This is a genomic window from Rhodococcus sp. WAY2 (genome assembly GCF_009859915.1).
GTDB lineage: Bacteria > Actinomycetota > Actinomycetes > Mycobacteriales > Mycobacteriaceae > Rhodococcus_F > Rhodococcus_F oxybenzonivorans.
Map to the genome: position 1 here is coordinate 36666 of NZ_CP046572.1, position 21112 is coordinate 57777.

Consider the following 21112-nt stretch of genomic DNA (forward strand, 5'->3'; position numbering starts at 1 on the left):
TCAGCCCCCTTGTAATCCGGCTGCGATGACGGCACGGCCGATAGGTGCAGCCACCGAGCCGCCGGTTGCGGCCAGTGCTCGATCTCCGCCGTCCTCGACGATCACCGCGATGGCGACCGTCGGGTTCTGTGCGGGTGCAAAAGCGATGTACCAGGCGTGAGGCGGTGTGTTGCGCGGGTCGGTTCCGTGCTCCGCAGTTCCCGTCTTCGACGCGATCTGCACTCCGGGGATCTTGCCTGTACCGCTGGTGTTGTTCTCGGAGCCGATCATCAGGTCTGTCAGGGTGGCGGCCACCTGCGGCGACATCGCCTGACCCTCGGACACCGGGTTGGTCGTCGCGAGGTTGGACAGGTCGGGTCCCTGCAGTTCCGATACCAGCTGCGGCTGCATGCGCACCCCGCCGTTGGCCACGGTAGCGGCGATCATCGCGTTCTGCAGGGGTGTCAGTGCCACGTCGCGCTGGCCGATGCTGCTCTGACCGAGTGCGGCGTCGTCGGGAATCGACCCCACCGTGCTGTCCGCGACCGGGAACGGGACACCCGGCATCTGACCGCCGACGCCGAGCGCCGCCGCCTGATCGGTGAGGGCGTCGGCCCCGGTCTTGATGCCGAGTTCGACGAACGCCGTGTTGCACGACCTGGCGAGTGCCTCACGCAGCGACGCGGTCGGTGCGCCGCCGCAGGTGGAACCGTTGTAGTTCTCGAGTGTCGTCGCAGTATCGGGGAGGGTGATCTGCGGCGCTGCCGTCAACTGGTCTTCCGGGGTGGCTCCGGCACCGAGCGCGGCCGCGGTGACGACCACCTTGAACGTGGAGCCCGGCGGGTAGGTCTGCGATACGGCCCGATTCAGCAGAGGCTTGCCGGGGTCGGCGTTGAGAGACTCCCACGCCTGCGTGGTCTCGGTGCCGTCGTGGCTCGCGAGGACGTTCGGGTCGTAACTCGGGGTGCTCACCATGGTCAGGATCCGGCCCGTGCTCGGCTCGATGGCCACGACGGATCCCGTGTAGCCCTTCGACGTCAGTTGGTCGTAGGCGACTTGCTGCATCACCGGATTGATCGTGCTGACGACGTTGCCGCCGCGCGGATCACGCCCCGACACCAGGTCGAAGAACCGGCGGCCGAACAACCGGTTGTCGGAACCGTTGAGTACCGGGTCCTCGGCACGCTCGAGACCCGTGCTGCCGTACTGCATGGAGTAGAAGCCGGTGACGGGTGCGTTGGCCAGCGGGCTCGACGGCGCCGCCGGGTTCGGCGGGTAGGTCCGCAGGTACTTGTAGCGGTCCTCGGTGGGCACGGACGCCGCGAGCACCTGTCCCGCGGCGGAGATCTGACCGCGCTGGCGGGAGTACTCGTCGAGGAGGACGCGCGAGTTCCGCGGATCGGCTCGAAGGTCGTCCGCCTTGATGACCTGTACATAGGTGGCGTTGGCGAGGAGGGCGACCACCATGACCATGACAGCGATCGCGACGCGGCGCAGTGGTGTGTTCATGTGCGCGGCACCATTTCGGTGGGAGCGTCGGCGATGGGGGCGGGACCCTTCTTCTTCGGGACGGCCGGCTCGCGGGCGGCGTCCGAGATCTTGATCAGAATGGCGAGCAAAAGGTAGTTGGCCAGCAGCGACGACCCACCGTACGACATGAACGGCGTGGTCAGCCCCGTGAGGGGAATCAACTTGGTGACACCGCCGACGACGACGAACACCTGCACGGCGATGGTGAACGACAGTCCGGCCGCGAGGAGCTTGCCGAAGCTGTCCCGTACTGCGAGCGCGGTGCGCAGGCCGCGGATGACGAGGATCAGAAACAGCATCAGTACGGCGGCGAGACCGATCAGGCCCAGTTCCTCGCCGATCGTGGCCACGATGAAGTCGGTCTTCGCGAACGGCACCTGCGCCGGCCGGCCGCTGCCGAGTCCGGTTCCGGCGACACCACCGGTTGCGAGCCCGAACAACGACTGCGAGATCTGGTATCCGGTGTTGTTGTAGTCGGCCAGCGGGTCGAGCCACGTGCTGACGCGGACCCGTACGTGACCGAACAGGTGATAGGCGAAGAAGAAACCGATCGCGAGGAGCCCACCGCCGATGAGCAGCCAGCCGACGCGTTCGGTGGCGATGTACAGCATCACTAGAACGGTGCTGAACAACAGCAGTGACGTGCCGAGATCCTTTTCGAACACCAGCACGCCCACCGACACCATCCAGGCGAGGAGGATCGGGCCGAGGTCACGGGCACGGGGCAAATCCATCCCGAAGATGTGCTTGCCGGCCGTGGTGAACAGGTCACGCTTCGCGACCAGGACGGACGCGAAGAAGATGATCAGCAGGATTTTGGCGAACTCGCCTGGCTGAATGCTGAAGCCGGGAAGCCGGATCCAGATTTTTGCGCCGTTCACCTCGGAGAAGCTCGACGGCAGGATTGCGGGAATGGCGAGGAAGACCAGTCCCGCAAGACCCAGCGTGTAGCTGTAGCGTGCGAGCAGTCGATAGTCCTTCAGCAACACCAGGACAGCGACGAAACCCGCGATGGCCAGCGTCGTCCACAGCACCTGCTGGTTGGCGTCGGGCGAGGGGACGGGCAGCCCGAAGTACTGGGCCGACTGTGCGTCGGCCAGATCGAGGCGGTGAATCAACACCAGCCCGAGGCCGTTGAGCAGGGCGACGATGGGAAGGATCAGCGGATCGGCATACGGCGCGAACCGCCGGACCGCGAGGTGCGCGATCAGAAACAGTGCTGCATACGCTGCCGCGTATTTGCCGAGATCCCAGGTGATGCTCTGTTCCTGGCTGGCCTCGACCAACACCAGTGACAGGGTCGTGATCAGAATCGCGAGACCGATGAGGATCAGCTCGGTGTTGCGACGCGTCGATTGGACGGGGGCTGGTGCGAACCCGCCCGGTGGACTGGGAAACTGCGCCCCCGGTGAAGCACTTGCGACGGACATCAGCTAGCCGTCCTGCAGTTCTGACCGGGGACCTGGGTCGTGGTCGGTGTCGGTGTCGGTGTCGGTGTCGGTGGTACAGCCGTCTCGGGAGTGGCCGCCGGCGGAGCAGGTGTGGGCGCCGGGGGAGGCTCCGGAGTGGGTGACGGCACCGGGACAGGGCTAGTGGTGGTCGTGGCCGGCTGCGATTCGCAGACGGGCAGGAGATCGTTGTCGGCCAGCCGTGCCATCTGATTCCGGACGTCGTCGAGCTTGCCCGACGGCAAACCGGCGCGGACCTGTTCGCGGGCCGACGGCTGCAGGTCGTCGACCTGGAGAATGGTGCACCCGTTCGGGGAGTCGGTGGGCGACATCAGCGTGAGCGAACCGGTGTCGGTGACACAGCCGACGAGGTTGGCCTCCTGAAGCGAGTAACCCAGCACCGAACCCGGGACGCCACGCAGTACGGTCACACGTTCGCCGTCGGCGCCGACGTAGTAGTTGTTGCGGATCAGAGCCCGCCCTACGAAGGCAGCGACGGCGACGACGACGATGAGACCGAGCGCCAGCGCCGCCCACCACATACGGTGGCGCGTCTTCTTCGTCGGCGCTTCCTCGACCTGCGGGACGACGCGTTTGGGCGTCGCGCGCGGCGGCCGCATCGCTGCGGCACGGCCTGCGGCGGTGTTCGGCGGCGGGGCGTCATCGTCGTCGTCGGCGGATGCCGCCCCGGCCACGATCGGGTGGCTCTGCCCGTAGTCGAGGTCGATGACGTCGGCGACCACGACCGTCACGTTGTCGGGGCCACCGCTGCGCAACGCGAGTTCGATGAGCCGGTCGGCGCATTCGTCCTGGCTGCCCTCACGCATCGTGTTCTCGATGGTCTCGTCACTCACCACATCCGAAAGCCCGTCGGAACACAGCAGATAACGGTCGCCGGCGCGGGCCTCCCGGACCGTGAGGGTGGGCTCGATCTCGTTGCCGGTCAGCGCCCGCATGATGAGGGAACGTTGCGGGTGGGTGTGCGCCTGTTCCGCCGTGATCCGGCCCTCGTCGACGAGGGACTGCACGAACGTGTCGTCGCGCGTGATCTGCGTCAGGGTGTTGTCACGCAGAAGGTAGGCGCGGGAGTCGCCGATGTGGACCAGTCCGAGTTTGCTCCCGGAGAAGAGGATCGCGGTGAGCGTGGTGCCCATGCCGTCGAGCTCCGGATCCTCCTCGACATGGTCGGCGATGGAGTCGTTGCCCTCACGCGTGGCCGCCTCGAGCTTGCCCAGAAGGTCTTCGCCCGGCTCGTCGTCGTCGAGATGCGCGAGCGCCGCAATCATCAACTGCGACGCGACCTCACCTGCCGCATGACCACCCATACCGTCCGCCAGCGCCAGCAGTCGCGCACCGGCATAGACAGAGTCTTCGTTGTTGGATCGGACGAGGCCACGGTCGCTGCGGGCGGCATAGCGGAGTACGAGGGTCACGGGCGCAACTCGATTACCGTCTTGCCGACGCGTACGGGAGTACCGAGCGGCACGCGGACAGATGTGGTGACCTTGGCGCGGTCGAGGTAGGTGCCGTTGGTGGAGCCGAGGTCTTCGACGTACCAATCGGCGCCCCGCGGAGAGAGCCGGGCGTGCCGGGTGGACGCGTAGTCGTCGGTGAGTACGAGGGTGGAGTCGTCGGCCCGCCCGATCAGAACCGGCTGGGTACCCAAGGTGATGCGAGTGCCCGCCAGGCCACCCTGCGTGACCACGAGATACTTGGCCGACTTCGTCTTACCCAAAGAAGGCAGAACGTTGCCGGTGCGCGAGTACCTGGGGGGAACCCGGACGCCGGACCCTGCGTAGATGTCACCCCGGAGCGCCCTGAGTACAGACCACACGAAGAGCCACAGCAGAAGCAGAAAGCCTGCTCGCGTGAGTTGCAGAATCAAACCTTGCACGGCAGTCCACCTCCTTCTGTTGCCGAAACGGTCGAGTCTCCGGCGTCTTTTTCTCGCAGCATCATAGGGGCAATCCGCACCCTGCGATCAGGATACGGACAGCCCCCAACGATACGGAGTCGCCACCGTGTTACCTCCGACACGGCCTCCGACGGGGTGTCGGTCGAGCATCGAACACGTCTCGAAAGGGTCTCGGCACGCGGTCCGGATAAGTTGTATCGGCTTCGCCTCAGGTCGTTTGGTCGGCTGCGCCTCAGGGTCTCCGGTCGGCTGCGCCTCAGGTCGTTTGGTCGGCTGCGCCTCAGAGGATTCGAACCAGGATCTCCGAGTGCCCCGCCCGGATGATGTCGCCGTCGGCGAGCTGCCAATCCTGGACCGGCGCACCGTTGACCGTGGTCCCGTTGGTGGATCCCAGGTCGGACAGCATGGCGACCTGACCGTCCCAGCGGATGTCGATATGGCGTCGTGACACCCCGGTGTCGGGCAGACGGAACTGTGCCTCCTGGCCGCGGCCGATGATGTTGTTGCCTTCGCGCAGCTGGAAGTGGCGTCCACTGCCGTCTTCGAGTTGCAGCGTGGCGGTGTACGTGTGCCCCTCGGGCGGGTAGGCCTGCTGGTTGTAGCCGCCCTGGTCGTAGTCCGAGTAGCCCTGGTCGTACGCCTGCTGGTCGTAGCCACCCTGCTGGTAGCCGCCACGGTCGTACGCCTGCGGCTGCTGGTAGCCGGCTTCGGCGTAGGTACCGTCCGGGTAGCGCGCGGGAGCGCCCTGGTCGTAGCCACCCCGGTAGTCCTGGGCGTATCCGGCCTCGCGGTAGTCGTAGCCGTCGTCGGCGGGCTGCTCGTAGCCGGGCGCCTGCGGTGCCTGCTCGTAAGCCTGGCCGTAGGCCTGCTGATCCTGCGGGTATCCACCACGCGGCGCCTCGGGGTAAGGCTGCTGCTGGTCGTAGCCGGCCTGCGGGTAGCCGCCCCGGTCGTAACCGTTCTGGTAACCAGGCGGGTATCCCTGGTCCTGGCCCGCATGGGCGTGACCGTTGCGCGCGTACTGCGGATCGGGCTTACGGTTGCCCGCTGGTTCGCGGCTGGGGTCGTAGCCTGAGTTCTGCGTCATGGGGCCAGCTCCTGGATTCGACGTGACGGGTACAAACGGTGCCTGTGGTCGCGGTGCGGGACCGCGCGGCGGTTCGGGTCGCCCCGGTGGGGTCGCGCCCGGGCGACCCGCATCCGGATCCACCGAACCCCGGGTGCGGAACTGCCCGGTGTGCAGTGAAGGCGATGGTTCGAACGCGACATGAATGGGACCATACGTCTGCCAGCCCTGGTCGCGAATGAAGTCTTCGAGGTGACGAGAGAAGGCTTTGACCGTCAGGTCTCTGTCGGCGGCAAGGCCTTCGTGATCCGAGTTGTTGATGGCGATGACGTAGCTGTTCGGAGCAAGCAGGTGGCCGCCCTCGAGCTCCTGAATACGATCGGCAGCCTCCTGCTGAAGTGCCGCCTCCACTTCCTGCGGCACCACGCCGCCGCCGAAGACCCGTGCGAACGCGTCACCCACTGCCCCCTGGAGCTTCCGCTCGAAACGTTGCACTATCCCCATCGGAACCTCCTTACAGTGTCTCGCTCGTCGGCCTGCGACATGTTCGGCGCGTCGGTCGTGCCGTGACCCCGTTCGTGTCGCGACACTTCCATGCGTATATCCCACGGTACTGTCACTGCATCGAGCCGCGACACGGGTCTACGCACTAGCATGATATCGGTCTTTGTCCGGACGAGGGTTTTTGTGGGCATTTCCGGGCTTGACCTGCACGAATCGCGATTTCCGATGGCCTCGTGATAATGTTCTCCAGTCGCTCGGGCGAGTGGCGGAATGGCAGACGCGCTGGCTTCAGGTGCCAGTGTCCTTCGGGACGTGGGGGTTCAAGTCCCCCTTCGCCCACCACAGCGGTTTTCGAACCGCGACAACGAAGCCACGAACTCGAAACGAGTTCGTGGCTTTCGTCGTTCCCAGCGGAAAGTCGATCCCGTCCGCAGCCGGTTCTGCGCCGAATACCTGACGAGAGGGACCCGATCAGCGGGTTCCGTCCCCGCTCAGCAGCGCAGCGGGTAACTGAAGGCTGAGGCGCACGAATTCGCCGGCCTCTGCGCCGCCGGATTCGTCGAAGGTGGGTCGAATCATGAACAAAGCGCTCCGGGTTGCCGGTGCTACGCATGTCGTCGAGTACATCCGGTCCGTTGCTGCGACGGTGGAAGCGGACACGGTGGAGTGGTGGCAGATACCCGCATTCGACGCGGTCCTGACACTGTCCTCGGAAATCCCCTGCTACCCGGGACGGAAGGTCGTTCTGGCCTGGAACCGCCACTTCGGGTGGTCGGTCGGAGTACGCGGACTCACGGACGGGAACGTGGTGATCATCGAGAGCCTCGGGATCGGACGGGTCCCGGAGGCCGCCCGATGTGCCGACCGCGTCGTCGAAGCGGTCGCCGATCTCGGCGAGTGGGTGCCCGGGGCGTCCAGGGGCCCCGCGGTCGGGGATCTGCGTCTGCGGGCGCTCCGAGAACTCCACCACGGGGCCCAGCCTGCACCGAGAGTCGTGCGGGGATTCTTCGGGGAATAGTCCGGGTCGGACCCACTGCCTAGCATGAGCGCATGTACTCGGAGCGGAGCTCTACCTTCGCCGGCGCCGTGGTGTGGGAAAAGACCGCAGCGGGCGGTGACGGCGTGATTCTGCCCGACGGATGCATGGATCTCATCTGGATGAACGGCGACGTCGTCGTGGCGGGTCCGGATTCTCGTCCCTACATTGCCCGCACTCGCCCCGGCGATCACCTCGTGGGATTGCGATGTGCGCCCGGCACCCTGCCGGCGTTACTCGGGACGCCGGCGGAGGCTTTGGCGAACGCGCGGGTGCCGCTCGCCGACGTGCTCTACGACGACGACACCGCCCGGCTTCTGTCCTCGATCGCCGAGCACGGTGATCCCGCCACCCAACTCGAGAAGTTCGCCGCCCGTCGCCGGCTTATTGCGAGGCCGGACCGCAGAATCGCGGTGACCGTTAGCCTGCTTGCACGTCAGTGCCCTGTCCGGGAGGTGGCGGATCGTGTCGGTATGAGCGAACGCCAACTGCACCGGCTGTGTCGTCGGGAGTTCGGATACGGGCCGAAGGTGCTGGCGCGCATTCTCCGGCTGCAGCGGGCCAGGGAGTTGGTGGGATCGATGTCTGCCGCGGAGGCGGCAAGCTTGGCGGGGTTCGCCGACCAAGCTCACTTGATCCGCGAGTCGAACGAGTTGACCGGCCGCTCCTTCGGCCGATTGGTCACGTCGTCGTGAGTGGCGCGAACAGGTCGACCGGATTGCCGTCCGGGTCGTCGATCGTGGCGTAACGCTGACCCCAGGGCGCGTCCCAAGGGGCATGTCTCTCGCGGTAGCCCGCGTCGGTCAGGTCAGTGAATACCTTGTCCACGACATCCGGACTCTCGCAATCGAACCCGAGTGCCACCCGATGTCCACCCTGAGGCGTCGTCCAGTCCGGCTCGAACGACCGGACGGTCTCGACGGTGTCCCACAGCAGTCGTATTCCGCCGGGAAGTTCGAACTCGACATGTGGCGCCTCCTCAGACCCGGCGGGGATGTCGAGGCCGATTCGACGGTAGAACGCCAATGATGCGGCGAGGTCGTGAACCACCAGTTCGATGGCGGCAAAAGTAGGAATCGTCATGCCGCAAAGCTAGCTTCGGACGACGTCGTGGAAATAGAAGATTTCAGACATCCGACGCGCCGTCCGATTCCTTCAATCAGGTTTGCGGAACAACGGGGATGCTGGAGCCATGACCCGCGAATCCACCCATGTCAGTGTGTTCATCGCTCGCAGTGCCGCCGACGTCTACGCCTATGCGAGCGACCCAGCCAATCTGCCGGCCTGGGCTGCCGGTTTGAGCAGCAGCATCGCCCGCGAGGGCGATCATTGGGTCGCCGACTCGCCGATGGGGCAGGTGTTCGTCGCCTTCGCGCCACCCAACGACTTCGGAGTGCTCGACCACCACGTCACCCTCCCGGGCGGAGACACCGTCTACAACCCGGTTCGCGTCATCCCCGACGGCGAACACAGCGAAGTCGTCTTCACCCTCCGACGAAGAGAAGGGATGGGCGTCGACGAGTTCACCGCCGACGCCGCGGCCGTCACCGCGGACCTGCAGCGGTTGAAGGGGCTGCTGGAACGGTGAGCCGGCGCGCTTCATCGGGTCTTGCCTATATTGGTTGATACCGATATAAAGGGATTGTGCACGCGTTCGATGTTCTCGGCGACCCCGTCCGGCGGCGGATTCTGGAGCTCTTGGCAGAGGGGGAGTGCTCGGCCGGCCAGGTGACCGAAGTTGCTGCGGCCGAGTTCGGTATCTCGCAGCCGACGGTGTCGGGACACCTGCGGGTTCTTCGGGAGAACGGGTTCGCCACGGTCCGGCGCGAAGGCACGAGACGCCTCTACGCGGTCCAGCCGGCGCCGCTGCAAGAAATCGATCAGTGGCTCGAAGGGTTTCGGCGGTTCTGGACCGGACCGCTCGACGCGTTGGCCACCGAACTCGCTCGCGGACGCCGGGAGCGCCGAACGAGCCGACCGTCACATCCCGACTCATCCAATGAAGGAGACCGACAGTGAACGAGATCGCCAGCCAAGACACCAGCCTGACGGCTGTGAAACGGGCAATGGGCAACCGGGAAATTGCTGAAGGCCCAGCGCGAACGGCGGTGCTCGAGCGTCGATACGAAGCGCCTATCAAGGACGTGTGGGACGCCATCACGACCCCAGACCGTGTGAACCGCTTCTTCCTCCCCGTCAGCGGCGACCTGCGCGCAGGTGGTTCCTATGCGTTCGAGGGGCAGGCCAGTGGGAAAATTCTCGTCTGCGACCCCCCGCATCTGCTGCGGCTCGAGTGGACACCGCCCGGCGATCGTGGCTACAGCGACCAGGTCGAGGTCCGGCTGACTTCCGACGGTCCCGACGCCACGTGGCTGGTGTTGGAGCACGCCTCTGTCGCCGACGTGTTCCGCAACGATCCAGACACCGGCTGCTACGGCGTCGGAACGGGATGGGAAGGACCACTGCACTACCTCGGCGAATACCTGCGAGGAGTCCTACCCGACCGCCCCAGCACCGAGTGGTACACCTTCGACGAAGCCGAAGAGCTGCGTCTCGCCAACCACCGCGGCAGGGAATGGGCCAAAATCGAGGCACAACACGCGGGCGGCTCCGACAACGGGTGACTTGATGGCGCGGGGCTGCGGGGCAACTCGTCAGGTGGCTGTTTGCGCACCAATTAGTCCGTTGCACAGTCAATTTGGTGCGCAGTTGGCGAATAGGTGCGCATCTGTGGAATCGCTGGGAAGCATTACTCCGACACCGGCGCGGGCACCGGTTCGCGGCGCCCGTCGGCGAGCGCCGAGGCGATGTCGAGGAGCCGCTCGTAGGCCGCGCGGGTGTCGGCGGCGAGTTGATCGTGGCTGATGACGACCCCCATGCCGAGGTGCTCGTCGTACGGGATGGTCTCCACACCCCACACCTGCCCGCCGAGGTAGTCGCGCAGCAGATCGACGTCCACCTGCCATCCGGTGTTGTCCTGATTCGACACGGTGACGACTGTCCGGGACAGACCGGGTTCACCGAGTGTGTCGCCGATCGACTGCAGTGCGGCGCGTAGTCGGTTGAACGCGTCGGCACGGCAGGGCACGACGAGGATGATCGGCGTCGGTGCGGCCAGCAGGGGTGACAGGTAGGAAGCGCGCAATCGGTGGCCCAGGTCGTACACGGAGCTCGCCCCGCGCGCACGGAGAGCTTCTGCGAGCAAAAACATTTCGCTGTCGGTGGCCGTCTGAGTGCCGAGCCGATTCAGGATCCGGGCATCCACGGTTGTGCGCGAGCAATATCCGTCGAAGACGTCGTCCGGGACGGCTCCGGACGCTGCCACTGTCACCACGTGTTCGAGTCCGCTCACGGAGAGCACGGCGTCGGCACCGCGTTCGGCGATGTCACCACCCGCCGGAGTTGCGTCGACTGCGACCGCTGTAGTCCCGTGTACTGCCGCGGTGTTGGCGAGTCCGAGGGCCGTCGTGGTGGCGCCCGCACCTCCGCACGCGCCCAGGATGAGCGTGGAAGATGTTGTGTTCTAGCTGGTTCGGTATGTCACTGAGCGTCTCCAATGGATGTGATGTAGGTGCGGCCGTCACGGTCGGTGGTGGTCACGACCTGCCGATACTGGTGGGTCGACCCGTCCGGTCGCTGCTCCGTGAGTGTGACGGCATAGCGGCCGGGTTCGATGGGGCTGATCGTGAGGCAATGTTCGGTGCCCTCCGGCAACGAGTCGATACCCCGCTGGATCGTCTCGGCCGACCCCATCGGAGCATCGGCGGTGACCACGTCGCGGGCCTTCGCTCCGCTTCGCTCCACGTAGTAGGCGTGGTCGAAAGCCAGAATCACTTCGGTGCCGTCCGCCGTACCGCCGGGACCGTTGCCGGTGACCGCGCCGTCGTTCCGGGATTCGACGCACCAGTCCGCATCCACGGCCGCGACGGGACTCCCGGTCTCGTTGGAGGACCCGAAACTCGAAACGATGACGACACCGACGATTACTGCTCCGAGGGCGGCAGCGGCGCCGACGAGAGCGAGTCTCTGTTTTCCGCGCCCGCCGCGGACGACGGGCGTGGTGTCATGGTGGTCGCTCGGCGCCAGCCAGGTGGGGACAGGCGGCGGAAGCTCGGGCTGTGAATCTCGGGCTTCTTCGGTCGATTCCGCAGCACTCGCAGACGCAGCACGCGTAGACGCGGGGGTAGGTGTGAAGGGCGGGAACCAATGTGCGAAGCGATCGCGGGTAGCGCTGTCGTCGTTCCTGCGGGGCGGTTCTGTCACAGGTGAATCCTCCACACCTCATTCCGCCGGGCGGAGCCGGCCCTGTAGCCGGCGCCGCCCGGAGGATCACCGATCAGACGTGCAGCGTTGCCTGGCTGCGCACGTTGATGCCACCGATCGTGACGGTGCTCGGCCCGCTGTCCGTCGACTGCAGCTGCGGTAGCTGCGGTGCCGGAAGGGCGGCGACCGCGTCGACGAACGAGCCGAAGGCCGGGTACCGATCTGCTGCATTCGAGATGGCGGCGGCGATCGGTGTGACGTCGACCGGCGCCGACCAGTTGATCGGGTGCCCGGCCTGGGAATCCGCGACGAACGCCGACACGGCGGCGGCGGTGGGGGAGGAGGGGTCGATCGCGATACCCGCGGTGCCGGTGGCGTCACCGATGCGCCAGCCGACGGTGCCGGCGTATCCCTCGGGGTTGCCGTACTGGCGACCGTTGACAGCCACCGGAAGGGTACCGAGCAGGGTGTCGACGGCGGCGTTCACCTCGACCACCGGCTTGGGCACGGGAAGGGTGGGGGCGACGGGTGCCTGATTGGTTTTCGGCATGTCGTCCGGATCGATCCACACCGCAGCGGGCTGGGCAGGGGCAACCTCGACGGCGTCCGGGGCGGCGGACGGCGGGGTGTCACCGCTCGGTGCCGGGCCGGGGGTGGCCGCGTCGCCTCCGGGTACGGCCAGGGGTGCCTGCGGGGGAGCGGGTGTCGTCGGGGCTGCGGGGCCGGTGACGCCGGGCTGTGACGTCGTGGGCGGGCCGGCCGGATTCGCCACTCCCGGCTGGGAAGTGGTGGGTGGCGTCGACCGGTCGGTGACGCCGGGCTGTGACGTCGACGGGGCGGTGCTCGGAGCGGCGTGTGCGGTCGCGGCGCCGAGCACTGCTGCAGCGGATACCGACAGTGCGGCTGCCACTGCATGCATGCGGATCTTCACGTGGTTACTCCTGATGTCGAGTGAAAGTGGATGCAGGCAGGTGCCGCATCCAAAAAGCAGAGATCGATGCAGATCAGGGGTACCGCGAATGGAAAAGGTGCACGCCGGCGGCAGGGCAGTACGCCCCCGCTGCAGAGAAAGGTGTCACCACCGACGAGGTCGATCTGGTATTCCCCCGATGAAAATTCTCGGTTCTGCCGACCGCATCACTGCAGCCGTCGTCCACCGCCCCCATGACCGCCCCCGGTTCGTCTCGTCCCCCTACCGCGGGAAAGTACCAGACGGGCAGGCATTGCTGCGCACCCGGATTCTCGTCAGGCCAGGGCTGCGGCCAGTTTCATCGTCCGATCGCGGACCGGACGCAGATGCCTGGTCATCGCGATCGACGCCATGGCACGTGAGCCGAGAACCAGTCGCTGCGTCACCCGACGGCGTGCGCGGTCATATTTTCGCAGCGAATCGCGAATGTCGTTCTGTGAGGCCAGGAATCGGCCGAGAGTGACCGCGTCGACGAGGGCCTCGCACGCTCCACGTCCGAGATTGGGGGCCATCGCGTGGGCGGCGTCGCCGATCAGTGCCGTGTGTCCCGACACGTACGAGGGCAGGGCCGGTGACTCGTAGAGGTCGTGATGAAGCAGGGCGTCGGGGGTGATCGCATCGAGGACGGCCCGGACGTCGGCGTGCCAGCCCCCGAACCGCCACCGCAGGTAGTCGAGTCCGTCCTCGGATCCGGGGTCGGTGCGGACGCACGCGAACCAGTTGACGAGGTTGCCCTCGCGCGGTGTGATTCCGAAAAGCGCACCAGCGTCCCAGGTTTCGCTCACCGTGTCGCGCCGGCCGGGCACCCATCCCCGCCACGCGGTGGCGCCCGTGTAGACGGGCTCGAATCCGTCACCGAACAAGCGACGCCGGGTGGCGCTGCGTAGGCCGTCCGCACCGATCACGACGTCGTAGTCGGAGAGGGCGTCCGCGGGAGGGGCGGGGGTGCCGAACGAGACCATCCCCTCGGGCAACGATGTGGCCAGCTCGGCAAGGAGGGCGGGCCGCGACAGTAGGTAGGCGGTGCGCGCGGTGCTGTCGACGGTGCCGATGACGGACCCGTCCGGTCGCAGGAACGACCCTCGATGCTGCGGAGATCCGAGAGCGCGGACTCGGTCGCCGAGTCCGATCGTGTCGAGCGCGTCGACGGCCTGGGGCCACATGCCGAGGGCGGTACCCGACGTCGGCAGGTCCGCGGAGCGCTCGAAGACGTCGACGTGCCAGCCGGCGCGGAACAGGAAGCGGGCGATGGCCAGGCCGCCGATGCCGCCGCCGAGGACTGCTGCCGAGTGCGTCATGGCTTCAACGCTACTACGCCTGTAGTGGAATTACTACGGCTGTAGTGTGGAGTGCATGACAGGGAGGCGAGAACAGCTGCTCGACGCAGCTATCGACGTGCTCGGCCGGAAGGGGGTGCGCGCCCTCACTCATCGAGCGGTCGACGAATCGGCGGGGATGCCGCAGGGCTCCACCTCCAACTACTTCCGCACCCGCGGCGCCCTCCTCGAGGGAATGGTCACCCGCCTCGCGGCCCGTGACGTAGACGACTGGGAGAAGTTCGCCGACCTCCGGCCGGACGGGATGGAGGCGCTGGTGGAGGCCCTGGCCGCGTTCACCCGGTACGCCGCGGGACCCGACCGGATCCGCTCGAGCGCCCGCTACGCCCTTTTCGTGGAGGCCTCGGCGGTCCCGGCCCTCGGGGAGATCATCGGCTCTGCTCGCGCGGGACTCGTAGAATGGGGCGCGAGCATGCTGGACCTCGCCGGATCGAGGAATCCAGCGGCCGACGCAGTGGTTGTCACCGACTATCTGGATGGAGTGATCCTGCATCAGCTGACCGTTCCCGACCCCGATTTCGACCCGACTCCCGGAATCACAGCAGTACTCGGCGCACTCACTTAATATGTACTGGACGTTCTCGGCCGAGGTCTGCCCTCGAGAAAAGGCCTGTTCACGGGATGAATAGGCCAACCTAAGTTGTGTTTCTTCGGGGGGTCTGAATTATCGTTTTCGTTACACGTTGGACCCACGAAAGTCCGACCCGACCGAAAAGCCACGTCGCCTGGTGCGAGGACCACACCCAGCGTGCTGCAAAGGGCGATAGCCGATCGGTGGTGCCGATCACATCCTGACGGTACTTGCATTGCAAGGTGATGGCCATCAGCGCTGCTGGTCGTCGGTGCATCTTTTGGCATACGAAGGCTAGGTATGAAGCAACTTCCAGGCCCCCAGGGGCTGTATCACCCGGCGAACGAGCACGACTCCTGTGGCGTCGCGTTCGTCGTGGACATGAAGGGTCGCCGCAGCAGGGACATCGTCGAGAAGGCGATCACCGCTCTGGTCAACCTCGAGCACCGTGGTGCCGCGGGCTCCGAACCCAATACGGGTGACGGCGCCGGCATCCTGATCCAGGTTCCGGACGCGTTCTTCCGCGCTGTGGTCGACTTCCCGCTGCCCGCCGCGGGCACCTATGCCACGGGCATCGCATTCTTGCCGCAGAGCAAGGCCGACGCGCAGCGTGCGTCCGACGCCGTCGAGAAGATCGTCGAAGCCGAGGGTCTGAAGGTCCTCGGCTGGCGCGAGGTCGCGACCGACGACTCGTCGCTCGGCGCTCTGGCACGCGACGCGATGCCGACGTTCCGGCAGATCTTCATCGGCAGCGAAGGTGACTCTCTCACCGGTCTGGACCTCGAGCGCAGGGCGTACGTCGTCCGCAAGCGCACCGAGCACGAGCTGGGTAGTGAAGGCGCCGGCAAGGACGGGCCGGGTCGCGAGACCGTCTACTTCCCGAGCCTGTCGAGCCAGACGTTCGTCTACAAGGGCATGCTCACCACCCCGCAGCTCAAGGGTTTCTACCTCGACCTGCAGGACGAGCGCGTGGAGTCGGCGCTCGGGCTGGTCCACTCCCGCTTCTCCACCAACACGTTCCCGTCGTGGCCGCTGGCTCACCCGTTCCGACGGGTCGCGCACAACGGTGAGATCAACACCGTCACCGGCAACGAGAACTGGATGCGTGCCCGCGAGGCGCTTATCGACAGCGACGTCTTCGGTGGTCGCGAAAACCTCGAGAAGATCTTCCCGGTCTGCACCAACGGGGCCAGCGACACCGCGCGCTTCGACGAGGTGCTCGAGATGCTGCACCTCGGTGGTCGTAGCCTGCCGCACGCCGTCCTGATGATGATTCCCGAGGCGTGGGAGCATCACGAGAGCATGGACCCCGCCCGTCGGGCGTTCTACCAGTATCACTCCACGCTCATGGAGCCGTGGGACGGCCCGGCGTCCGTCTGCTTCACCGACGGCACCGTCATCGGCGCGGTTCTCGACCGCAACGGTCTGCGTCCCTCGCGGCTGTGGGTCACCGAGGACGGCTTGGTCGTCATGGCCTCCGAGGTCGGCGTTCTGCCGATCGATCCGGCCACGGTCGTGAAGAAGATCCGGCTCCAGCCCGGGCGCATGTTCCTGGTCGACACCGACCAGGGCCGCATCATCAGCGACGACGAAATCAAGTCGGAGCTTGCCGCCGAGCACCCGTACCAGGAATGGCTCGACCAGGGCCTGACCCATATGGACGACCTGCCTGAGCGCCCGTACACCTACATGTCGCACGAGCGTGTGGTGCTGCGTCAGCAGATGTTCGGGTTCACCAACGAAGAGGTCAACGTCCTCGTCAAGCCGATGGCGGCCTCCGGTGCGGAAGCACTCGGCTCGATGGGTACGGACACCCCGATCGCGGTGCTGTCCTCCCGGTCGCGGATGCTGTTCGACTACTTCTCGCAGCTCTTCGCGCAGGTCACCAACCCGCCGCTCGACGCCATCCGCGAGGAGGTCGTCACCAGCCTCGGCGGAACGATCGGTCCCGAGCACGATTTGCTGCACCCGACGGCGGAGTCCTGCAGGCAGATCTACTTGCCGCAGCCGATCCTGCACAACGACGATCTGTCGAAGCTCATCCACGTCAACGACGACGGCGGATTCCCGAGCTTCCGCAGCGTCATCGTCCGCGGTCTGTACCCGGTGGCCGAGGGCGGTGCGGGTCTGCGCAAGGCGCTCGACGACGTTCGCTACCAGGTCTCCGAGGCCATCGCCGGTGGTGCGCGCATCATCGTCCTGTCCGACCGTGAGTCGAACGAGACGTACGCACCCATCCCGTCGCTGCTGCTGACGTCGGCCGTGCACCACCACCTGGTGCGCGAGAAGACCCGCACCAAGGTCGGTCTCGTCGTGGAATCGGGTGACGCCCGCGAGGTGCACCACATGGCGCTCCTCATCGGCTTCGGTGCAGCGGCCGTCAACCCGTACATGGCGTTCGAGACGGTCGACGAGCTGTTCCGCGGCAACGAACTGCAGGGCCTGAGCCTCGACAAGGCCATCCAGAACTACATCAAGGCCGCGGGCAAGGGTGTGCTCAAGGTGATGTCCAAGATGGGCATCTCGACCCTCGCCTCGTACACCGGTGCGCAGCTGTTCCAGGTGATCGGCCTGTCGCAGGATCTGGTGGACGAGTACTTCACCGGCCTGAACTCGAGCCTCGGTGGTATCGGTCTCGACGAGATCGCCGCCGACGTCGCGGTCCGGCACTCCAACGCGTACCTCGACCGTCCCGAAGAGCGCGCGCACCGCGAGCTCGAGGTGGGCGGCGAGTACCAGTGGCGTCGTGAAGGCGAGTACCACCTGTTCAACCCGGACACGGTGTTCAAGCTCCAGCACTCCACGCGCACCGGACAGTACGAGGTGTTCAAGGAGTACACGAAGCTGGTCGACGACCAGTCCGAGCGCCTCGCAGCGCTGCGCGGCCTCTTCGAGTTCAAGAAGGGTGTGCGCGAGCCCGTCCCGCTGGACGAGGTCGAGCCGGCCACCGAGATCGTCAAGCGCTTCTCGACCGGTGCGATGAGCTACGGCTCCATCTCCGCCGAGGCGCACGAGACCCTGGCCATCGCCATGAACCGCCTCGGTGGCCGTTCCAACTCCGGTGAGGGCGGCGAGCATCCGTCGCGCTTCGAGCCGGACGAGAACGGTGACTGGCGCCGGTCCGCGATCAAGCAGGTCGCGTCGGGACGCTTCGGCGTCACGTCGCACTACCTGACCAACTGCTCCGACATCCAGATCAAGATGGCGCAGGGAGCGAAGCCCGGTGAGGGCGGCCAGCTGCCGGCGCACAAGGTGTACCCGTGGGTGGCCGAGGTCCGGCACTCCACACCCGGTGTCGGCCTGATCTCGCCGCCCCCGCACCACGACATCTACTCGATCGAGGATCTCGCACAGCTGATCCACGACCTGAAGAACGCGAACCCCCAGGCGCGGGTGCACGTCAAGCTGGTGTCCGAGGTGGGTGTCGGCACGGTCGCCGCGGGTGTCTCGAAGGCGCACGCGGATGTCGTCCTGATCTCCGGTCACGACGGTGGCACCGGAGCCACCCCACTGACCTCGGTCAAGCACGCCGGCGCTCCGTGGGAGCTCGGCCTCGCCGAGACCCAGCAGACGTTGCTGCTCAACGGCCTGCGCGACCGCATCGTGGTGCAGGTCGACGGACAGCTCAAGACCGGCCGTGACGTCATGGTCGCCGCGCTGCTCGGCGGCGAGGAGTTCGGTTTCGCGACCGCTCCGCTGGTGGTGTCGGGCTGCATCATGATGCGGGTCTGCCACCTCGACACCTGCCCTGTCGGTGTCGCGACGCAGAACCCGGTGCTGCGCAAGCGGTTCAACGGCAAGCCGGAGTTCGTGGAGAACTTCTTCCTCTTCATCGCCGAAGAGGTCCGCGAGCTCATGGCCGAGCTCGGCTTCCGGACGCTCGACGAGGCCGTCGGCCAGGTCGGCGTGCTCGACACCACCAAGGCGCTCGAGCACTGGAAGGGCAGCAAGGCCGGCAATCTCGACCTGTCGCCGATCCTGCACCAGGCCGAGTCCGCGTTCATGGATCAGGACCTGTACTGCACGGGTACCCAGGACCACGGTCTCGACAAGGCGCTCGATCAGCAGCTGATCGCCCAGAGCCGCGACGCTCTCGACAAGGGCGCCAAGGTGTCGTTCGAGTCGCCGATCACCAACGTCAACCGGACGGTCGGCACCATGCTGGGCCACGAGGTGACCAAGGCGTACGGCGGTGAGGGACTGCCCGACAACACGATCGACATCACGTTCACCGGCTCGGCCGGTAACAGCTTCGGTGCTTTCGTGCCCAAGGGTATGACCCTGCGGCTGCATGGCGACGCCAACGACTTCGTCGGCAAGGGTCTGTCGGGTGGACGCATCGTGGTTCGTCCTCCGCTGGAAACCGCGGCCGGGTTCGTCGCCGAGGACAACATCATCGGCGGCAACGTGATCCTGTTCGGCGCGACCAGCGGTGAGGCTTTGCTGCGCGGCGTCGTGGGCGAGCGGTTCGCGGTACGTAACTCCGGTGCCACCGCGGTGGTCGAGGGAGTCGGCGACCACGGCTGCGAGTACATGACGGGCGGCAAGGTCGTCATCCTCGGTGCGACGGGACGCAACTTCGGCGCCGGCATGTCCGGTGGCGTGGCCTACGTCTTCAACCCCGACAAGGCGTTCGAGGACAACCTCAACACCGAGCTGGTGGACCTCGAGGATCTGACGGGTGACGACTTCACCTGGCTGAAAGCCGCTATCGAGCGTCACCGCGACGAAACCGGTTCGGAGGTTGCCGCGCGCATCCTGTCCGACTGGTCACAGCAGGTCAATCACTTCGCAAAGGTGATGCCCCGCGATTACAAGAAGGTGCTCTTGGCCATCGAGGCCGCGAAAAAGGATGGAAAGAACGTGGACGAGGCAGTAATGGAGGCAGCTCGTGGCTGATCCAAGCGGCTTTCTGAAGCACCCGTCACGCGAACTGCCCGTTCGCCGTCCGGTGCCGTTGCGCCTGCTCGACTGGAACGAGGTGTACGAGGAGTTCCCGAAGGAAAACCTCCGCACCCAGGCGAGCCGATGCATGGACTGCGGTATTCCGTTCTGCCACAACGGCTGCCCCCTCGGGAACCTGATTCCCGAGTGGAACGACCTGGTATACAGGGACCGTTGGCACGACGGCATCGAGCGGCTGCACGCCACCAACAACTTCCCGGAATTCACCGGGCGGCTGTGCCCCGCACCCTGTGAGGCGTCGTGTGTCCTGGGCATCAACCAGGATCCGGTCACCATCAAGCAGGTCGAGGTCGAGATCATCGATCGCGCATTCGACGAGGGCTGGGTCACGCCGGTGCATCCCACCCGGTCGACGGGCAAGAGGGTGGCCGTCGTCGGTTCCGGTCCTGCGGGTCTGGCTGCAGCGCAGCAGCTGACGCGTGCCGGTCACCTGGTCACCGTGTTCGAGCGGGCCGATCGTATCGGCGGTCTCCTCCGCTACGGCATCCCCGAGTTCAAGATGGAGAAGCGCCACATCGACCGCCGTCTGGACCAGATGGAGGCCGAGGGCACCGTCTTCAAGACGAATGTGAACGTGGGCGTCGACATCTCCGCCGACGAGCTGCGCGAGCAGTTCGACGCCGTTGTGTTGGCGGGCGGTGCCACCGCGGCTCGTGACCTGCCGATTCCCGGGCGCGAATTGGACGGCATCCATCAGGCGATGGAGTACCTGCCCATCGCCAACCGTGTGCAACTGGGTGACCTCGAAGAGCCCACCATCACCGCCGAGGGCAAGAAAGTTGTCATCATCGGCGGCGGCGACACCGGCGCGGACTGCCTGGGCACCTCACACCGTCAGGGTGCGGTCAGTGTTCACCAGTTCGAGATCATGCCGCGTCCGCCCGAGACCAGGGCCGAGCAAACCCCGTGGCCGACGTACCCGCTGATGTACCGGGTCGCGTCCGCGCACGAGGAAGGCGGCGAGCGCCTGTTCTCCGTCAACACCGAGAAGTTCGTCGGTGTCGACGGCAAGGTGACGGCGCTGCACGCCCACGAGGTCGAGATGAAGTCGGGCCGCTTCGAGAAGGTGGAGGGCTCGGATTTCGAGCTCGAGGCCGATCTCGTGCTGTTGGCCATGGGCTTCGTCGGCCCCGAAAAGCCGGGACTGCTCACCGATCTCGGTGTCGACCTCAACGAGCGCGGCAACGTAGCCCGCTCTGCGAAGTGGGCCACCAACGTCGACGGCGTCTTCGTGGCCGGCGACATGGGACGTGGACAGTCGCTCATCGTGTGGGCCATTGCCGAGGGTCGCTCCGCCGCTGCGGCGGTCGATGCCTACCTCGAGGGTGAGACGGCGCTGCCGTCTCCGGTCGAGACCACCAGCGCACCCCAGCGATAGTTCAGTTCGTTATCCACCAGCACCCCGGCGTTATATTTTTCGCCGGGGTGCTGGTTTCGGGTGCGCTGGTCGGTTTTGCTCGGTAACGTTCATTTACCGATCGTGCATCTTCAGGTCACGTCGGCCTGGCAGCATCCCGTCTGCAGGTCG

18 protein-coding genes and 1 tRNA gene are annotated in these 21112 nt (G+C 66.2%); 9 read left to right on the top strand and 10 right to left on the bottom strand.

Annotated elements, in window-relative coordinates:
- The 5 genes from GFS60_RS00170 to GFS60_RS00190 form a co-directional block, all read right to left on the bottom strand.
- On the bottom strand, positions 1 to 1488 hold the full coding sequence (locus GFS60_RS00170; RefSeq protein ID WP_159918466.1) for a penicillin-binding transpeptidase domain-containing protein: 1488 nt from the start codon (positions 1486 to 1488) through the stop codon (positions 1 to 3).
- Complete coding sequence (locus GFS60_RS00175) at positions 1485 to 2939, bottom strand: FtsW/RodA/SpoVE family cell cycle protein (RefSeq protein WP_159918467.1); 1455 nt, start codon at positions 2937 to 2939, stop codon at positions 1485 to 1487. The genes GFS60_RS00170 and GFS60_RS00175 overlap by 4 nt, the downstream gene beginning before the upstream one ends.
- Positions 2939 to 4390, bottom strand: coding sequence for a PP2C family protein-serine/threonine phosphatase (locus tag GFS60_RS00180; RefSeq protein ID WP_159918468.1), 1452 nt, complete (start codon positions 4388 to 4390; stop codon positions 2939 to 2941). Before GFS60_RS00180 ends, GFS60_RS00175 begins: the two co-directional genes overlap by 1 nt.
- Positions 4387 to 4851 carry an FHA domain-containing protein FhaB/FipA gene (locus tag GFS60_RS00185; RefSeq protein ID WP_159918469.1) on the bottom strand — a complete coding sequence of 155 codons (465 nt, stop codon included), beginning with the start codon at positions 4849 to 4851 and terminating at the stop codon, positions 4387 to 4389. Before GFS60_RS00185 ends, GFS60_RS00180 begins: the two co-directional genes overlap by 4 nt.
- 301 nt (positions 4852 to 5152) lie before the next feature.
- Positions 5153 to 6442 (bottom strand): FhaA domain-containing protein, encoded by a 1290-nt coding sequence (locus GFS60_RS00190; RefSeq protein ID WP_159918470.1) that lies wholly within the window; start codon positions 6440 to 6442, stop codon positions 5153 to 5155.
- Between the two features lie 256 nt (positions 6443 to 6698).
- Here GFS60_RS00190 and GFS60_RS00195 point away from each other — a divergent pair.
- The 3 genes from GFS60_RS00195 (at position 6699) to GFS60_RS00205 (ending at position 8173) form a co-directional block, all read left to right on the top strand.
- A tRNA-Leu gene (locus GFS60_RS00195) sits at positions 6699 to 6784 on the top strand.
- Positions 6785 to 7019: 235 nt separating this feature from the next.
- Positions 7020 to 7460, top strand: a complete 441-nt coding sequence (locus tag GFS60_RS00200) for a DUF6292 family protein (RefSeq protein WP_236603327.1) — start codon at positions 7020 to 7022, stop codon at positions 7458 to 7460.
- Positions 7461 to 7492: 32 nt separating this feature from the next.
- The gene (locus GFS60_RS00205; protein ID WP_159918471.1) at positions 7493 to 8173 is read left to right on the top strand and encodes a helix-turn-helix transcriptional regulator; all 681 of its coding nucleotides are present in this window, start codon (positions 7493 to 7495) and stop codon (positions 8171 to 8173) included.
- On the opposite strand, the gene GFS60_RS00210 is transcribed toward GFS60_RS00205, so the two are convergent.
- The gene (locus GFS60_RS00210; RefSeq protein WP_159918472.1) at positions 8160 to 8561 is read right to left on the bottom strand and encodes a VOC family protein; all 402 of its coding nucleotides are present in this window, start codon (positions 8559 to 8561) and stop codon (positions 8160 to 8162) included. The genes GFS60_RS00205 and GFS60_RS00210 overlap by 14 nt on opposite strands.
- A gap of 109 nt (positions 8562 to 8670) precedes the next feature.
- On the opposite strand from GFS60_RS00210, the gene GFS60_RS00215 reads away from it, so the two are divergent.
- Genes GFS60_RS00215 through GFS60_RS00225 form a run of 3 tightly spaced genes read left to right on the top strand, consistent with a single transcriptional unit; the run spans position 8671 to position 10102 of the window.
- Positions 8671 to 9066: an SRPBCC family protein gene (locus GFS60_RS00215; protein ID WP_159918473.1), complete on the top strand. Its 396-nt coding sequence runs from the start codon at positions 8671 to 8673 to the stop codon at positions 9064 to 9066.
- Between the two features lie 56 nt (positions 9067 to 9122).
- Positions 9123 to 9497 carry an ArsR/SmtB family transcription factor gene (locus GFS60_RS00220; RefSeq protein ID WP_159918474.1) on the top strand — a complete coding sequence of 125 codons (375 nt, stop codon included), beginning with the start codon at positions 9123 to 9125 and terminating at the stop codon, positions 9495 to 9497.
- Positions 9494 to 10102 (top strand): SRPBCC family protein, encoded by a 609-nt coding sequence (locus GFS60_RS00225; RefSeq protein ID WP_159918475.1) that lies wholly within the window; start codon positions 9494 to 9496, stop codon positions 10100 to 10102. The genes GFS60_RS00220 and GFS60_RS00225 overlap by 4 nt, the downstream gene beginning before the upstream one ends.
- Before the next feature lie 125 nt (positions 10103 to 10227).
- On the opposite strand, the gene GFS60_RS00230 is transcribed toward GFS60_RS00225, so the two are convergent.
- The 4 genes from GFS60_RS00230 to GFS60_RS00245 form a co-directional block, all read right to left on the bottom strand.
- Entirely contained in the window at positions 10228 to 10830 is a 603-nt protein-coding gene (locus tag GFS60_RS00230; protein ID WP_236603328.1) for a hypothetical protein, read from the bottom strand.
- A gap of 188 nt (positions 10831 to 11018) precedes the next feature.
- Positions 11019 to 11741, bottom strand: coding sequence for a hypothetical protein (locus tag GFS60_RS00235; RefSeq protein ID WP_159918476.1), 723 nt, complete (start codon positions 11739 to 11741; stop codon positions 11019 to 11021).
- A 73-nt stretch (positions 11742 to 11814) separates the two neighbouring features.
- The gene (locus tag GFS60_RS00240; protein ID WP_159926759.1) at positions 11815 to 12660 is read right to left on the bottom strand and encodes a glycoprotein; all 846 of its coding nucleotides are present in this window, start codon (positions 12658 to 12660) and stop codon (positions 11815 to 11817) included.
- A gap of 326 nt (positions 12661 to 12986) precedes the next feature.
- Positions 12987 to 14009, bottom strand: a complete 1023-nt coding sequence (locus GFS60_RS00245) for an FAD-dependent monooxygenase (protein WP_159918477.1) — start codon at positions 14007 to 14009, stop codon at positions 12987 to 12989.
- Between the two features lie 55 nt (positions 14010 to 14064).
- Here GFS60_RS00245 and GFS60_RS00250 point away from each other — a divergent pair, with 55 nt between their 5' ends.
- The 3 genes from GFS60_RS00250 to GFS60_RS00260 all read left to right on the top strand — a co-directional run bounded on the left by GFS60_RS00250 (position 14065) and on the right by GFS60_RS00260 (position 20962).
- Entirely contained in the window at positions 14065 to 14613 is a 549-nt protein-coding gene (locus GFS60_RS00250) for a TetR/AcrR family transcriptional regulator (protein ID WP_159918478.1), read from the top strand.
- A 306-nt stretch (positions 14614 to 14919) separates the two neighbouring features.
- Positions 14920 to 19518, top strand: a complete 4599-nt coding sequence (gltB, locus tag GFS60_RS00255; protein WP_159918479.1) for a glutamate synthase large subunit — start codon at positions 14920 to 14922, stop codon at positions 19516 to 19518.
- Positions 19511 to 20962, top strand: a complete 1452-nt coding sequence (locus GFS60_RS00260) for a glutamate synthase subunit beta (RefSeq protein WP_159918480.1) — start codon at positions 19511 to 19513, stop codon at positions 20960 to 20962. Before gltB ends, GFS60_RS00260 begins: the two co-directional genes overlap by 8 nt.
- The last annotated feature ends 150 nt before the right edge of the window (positions 20963 to 21112 follow it).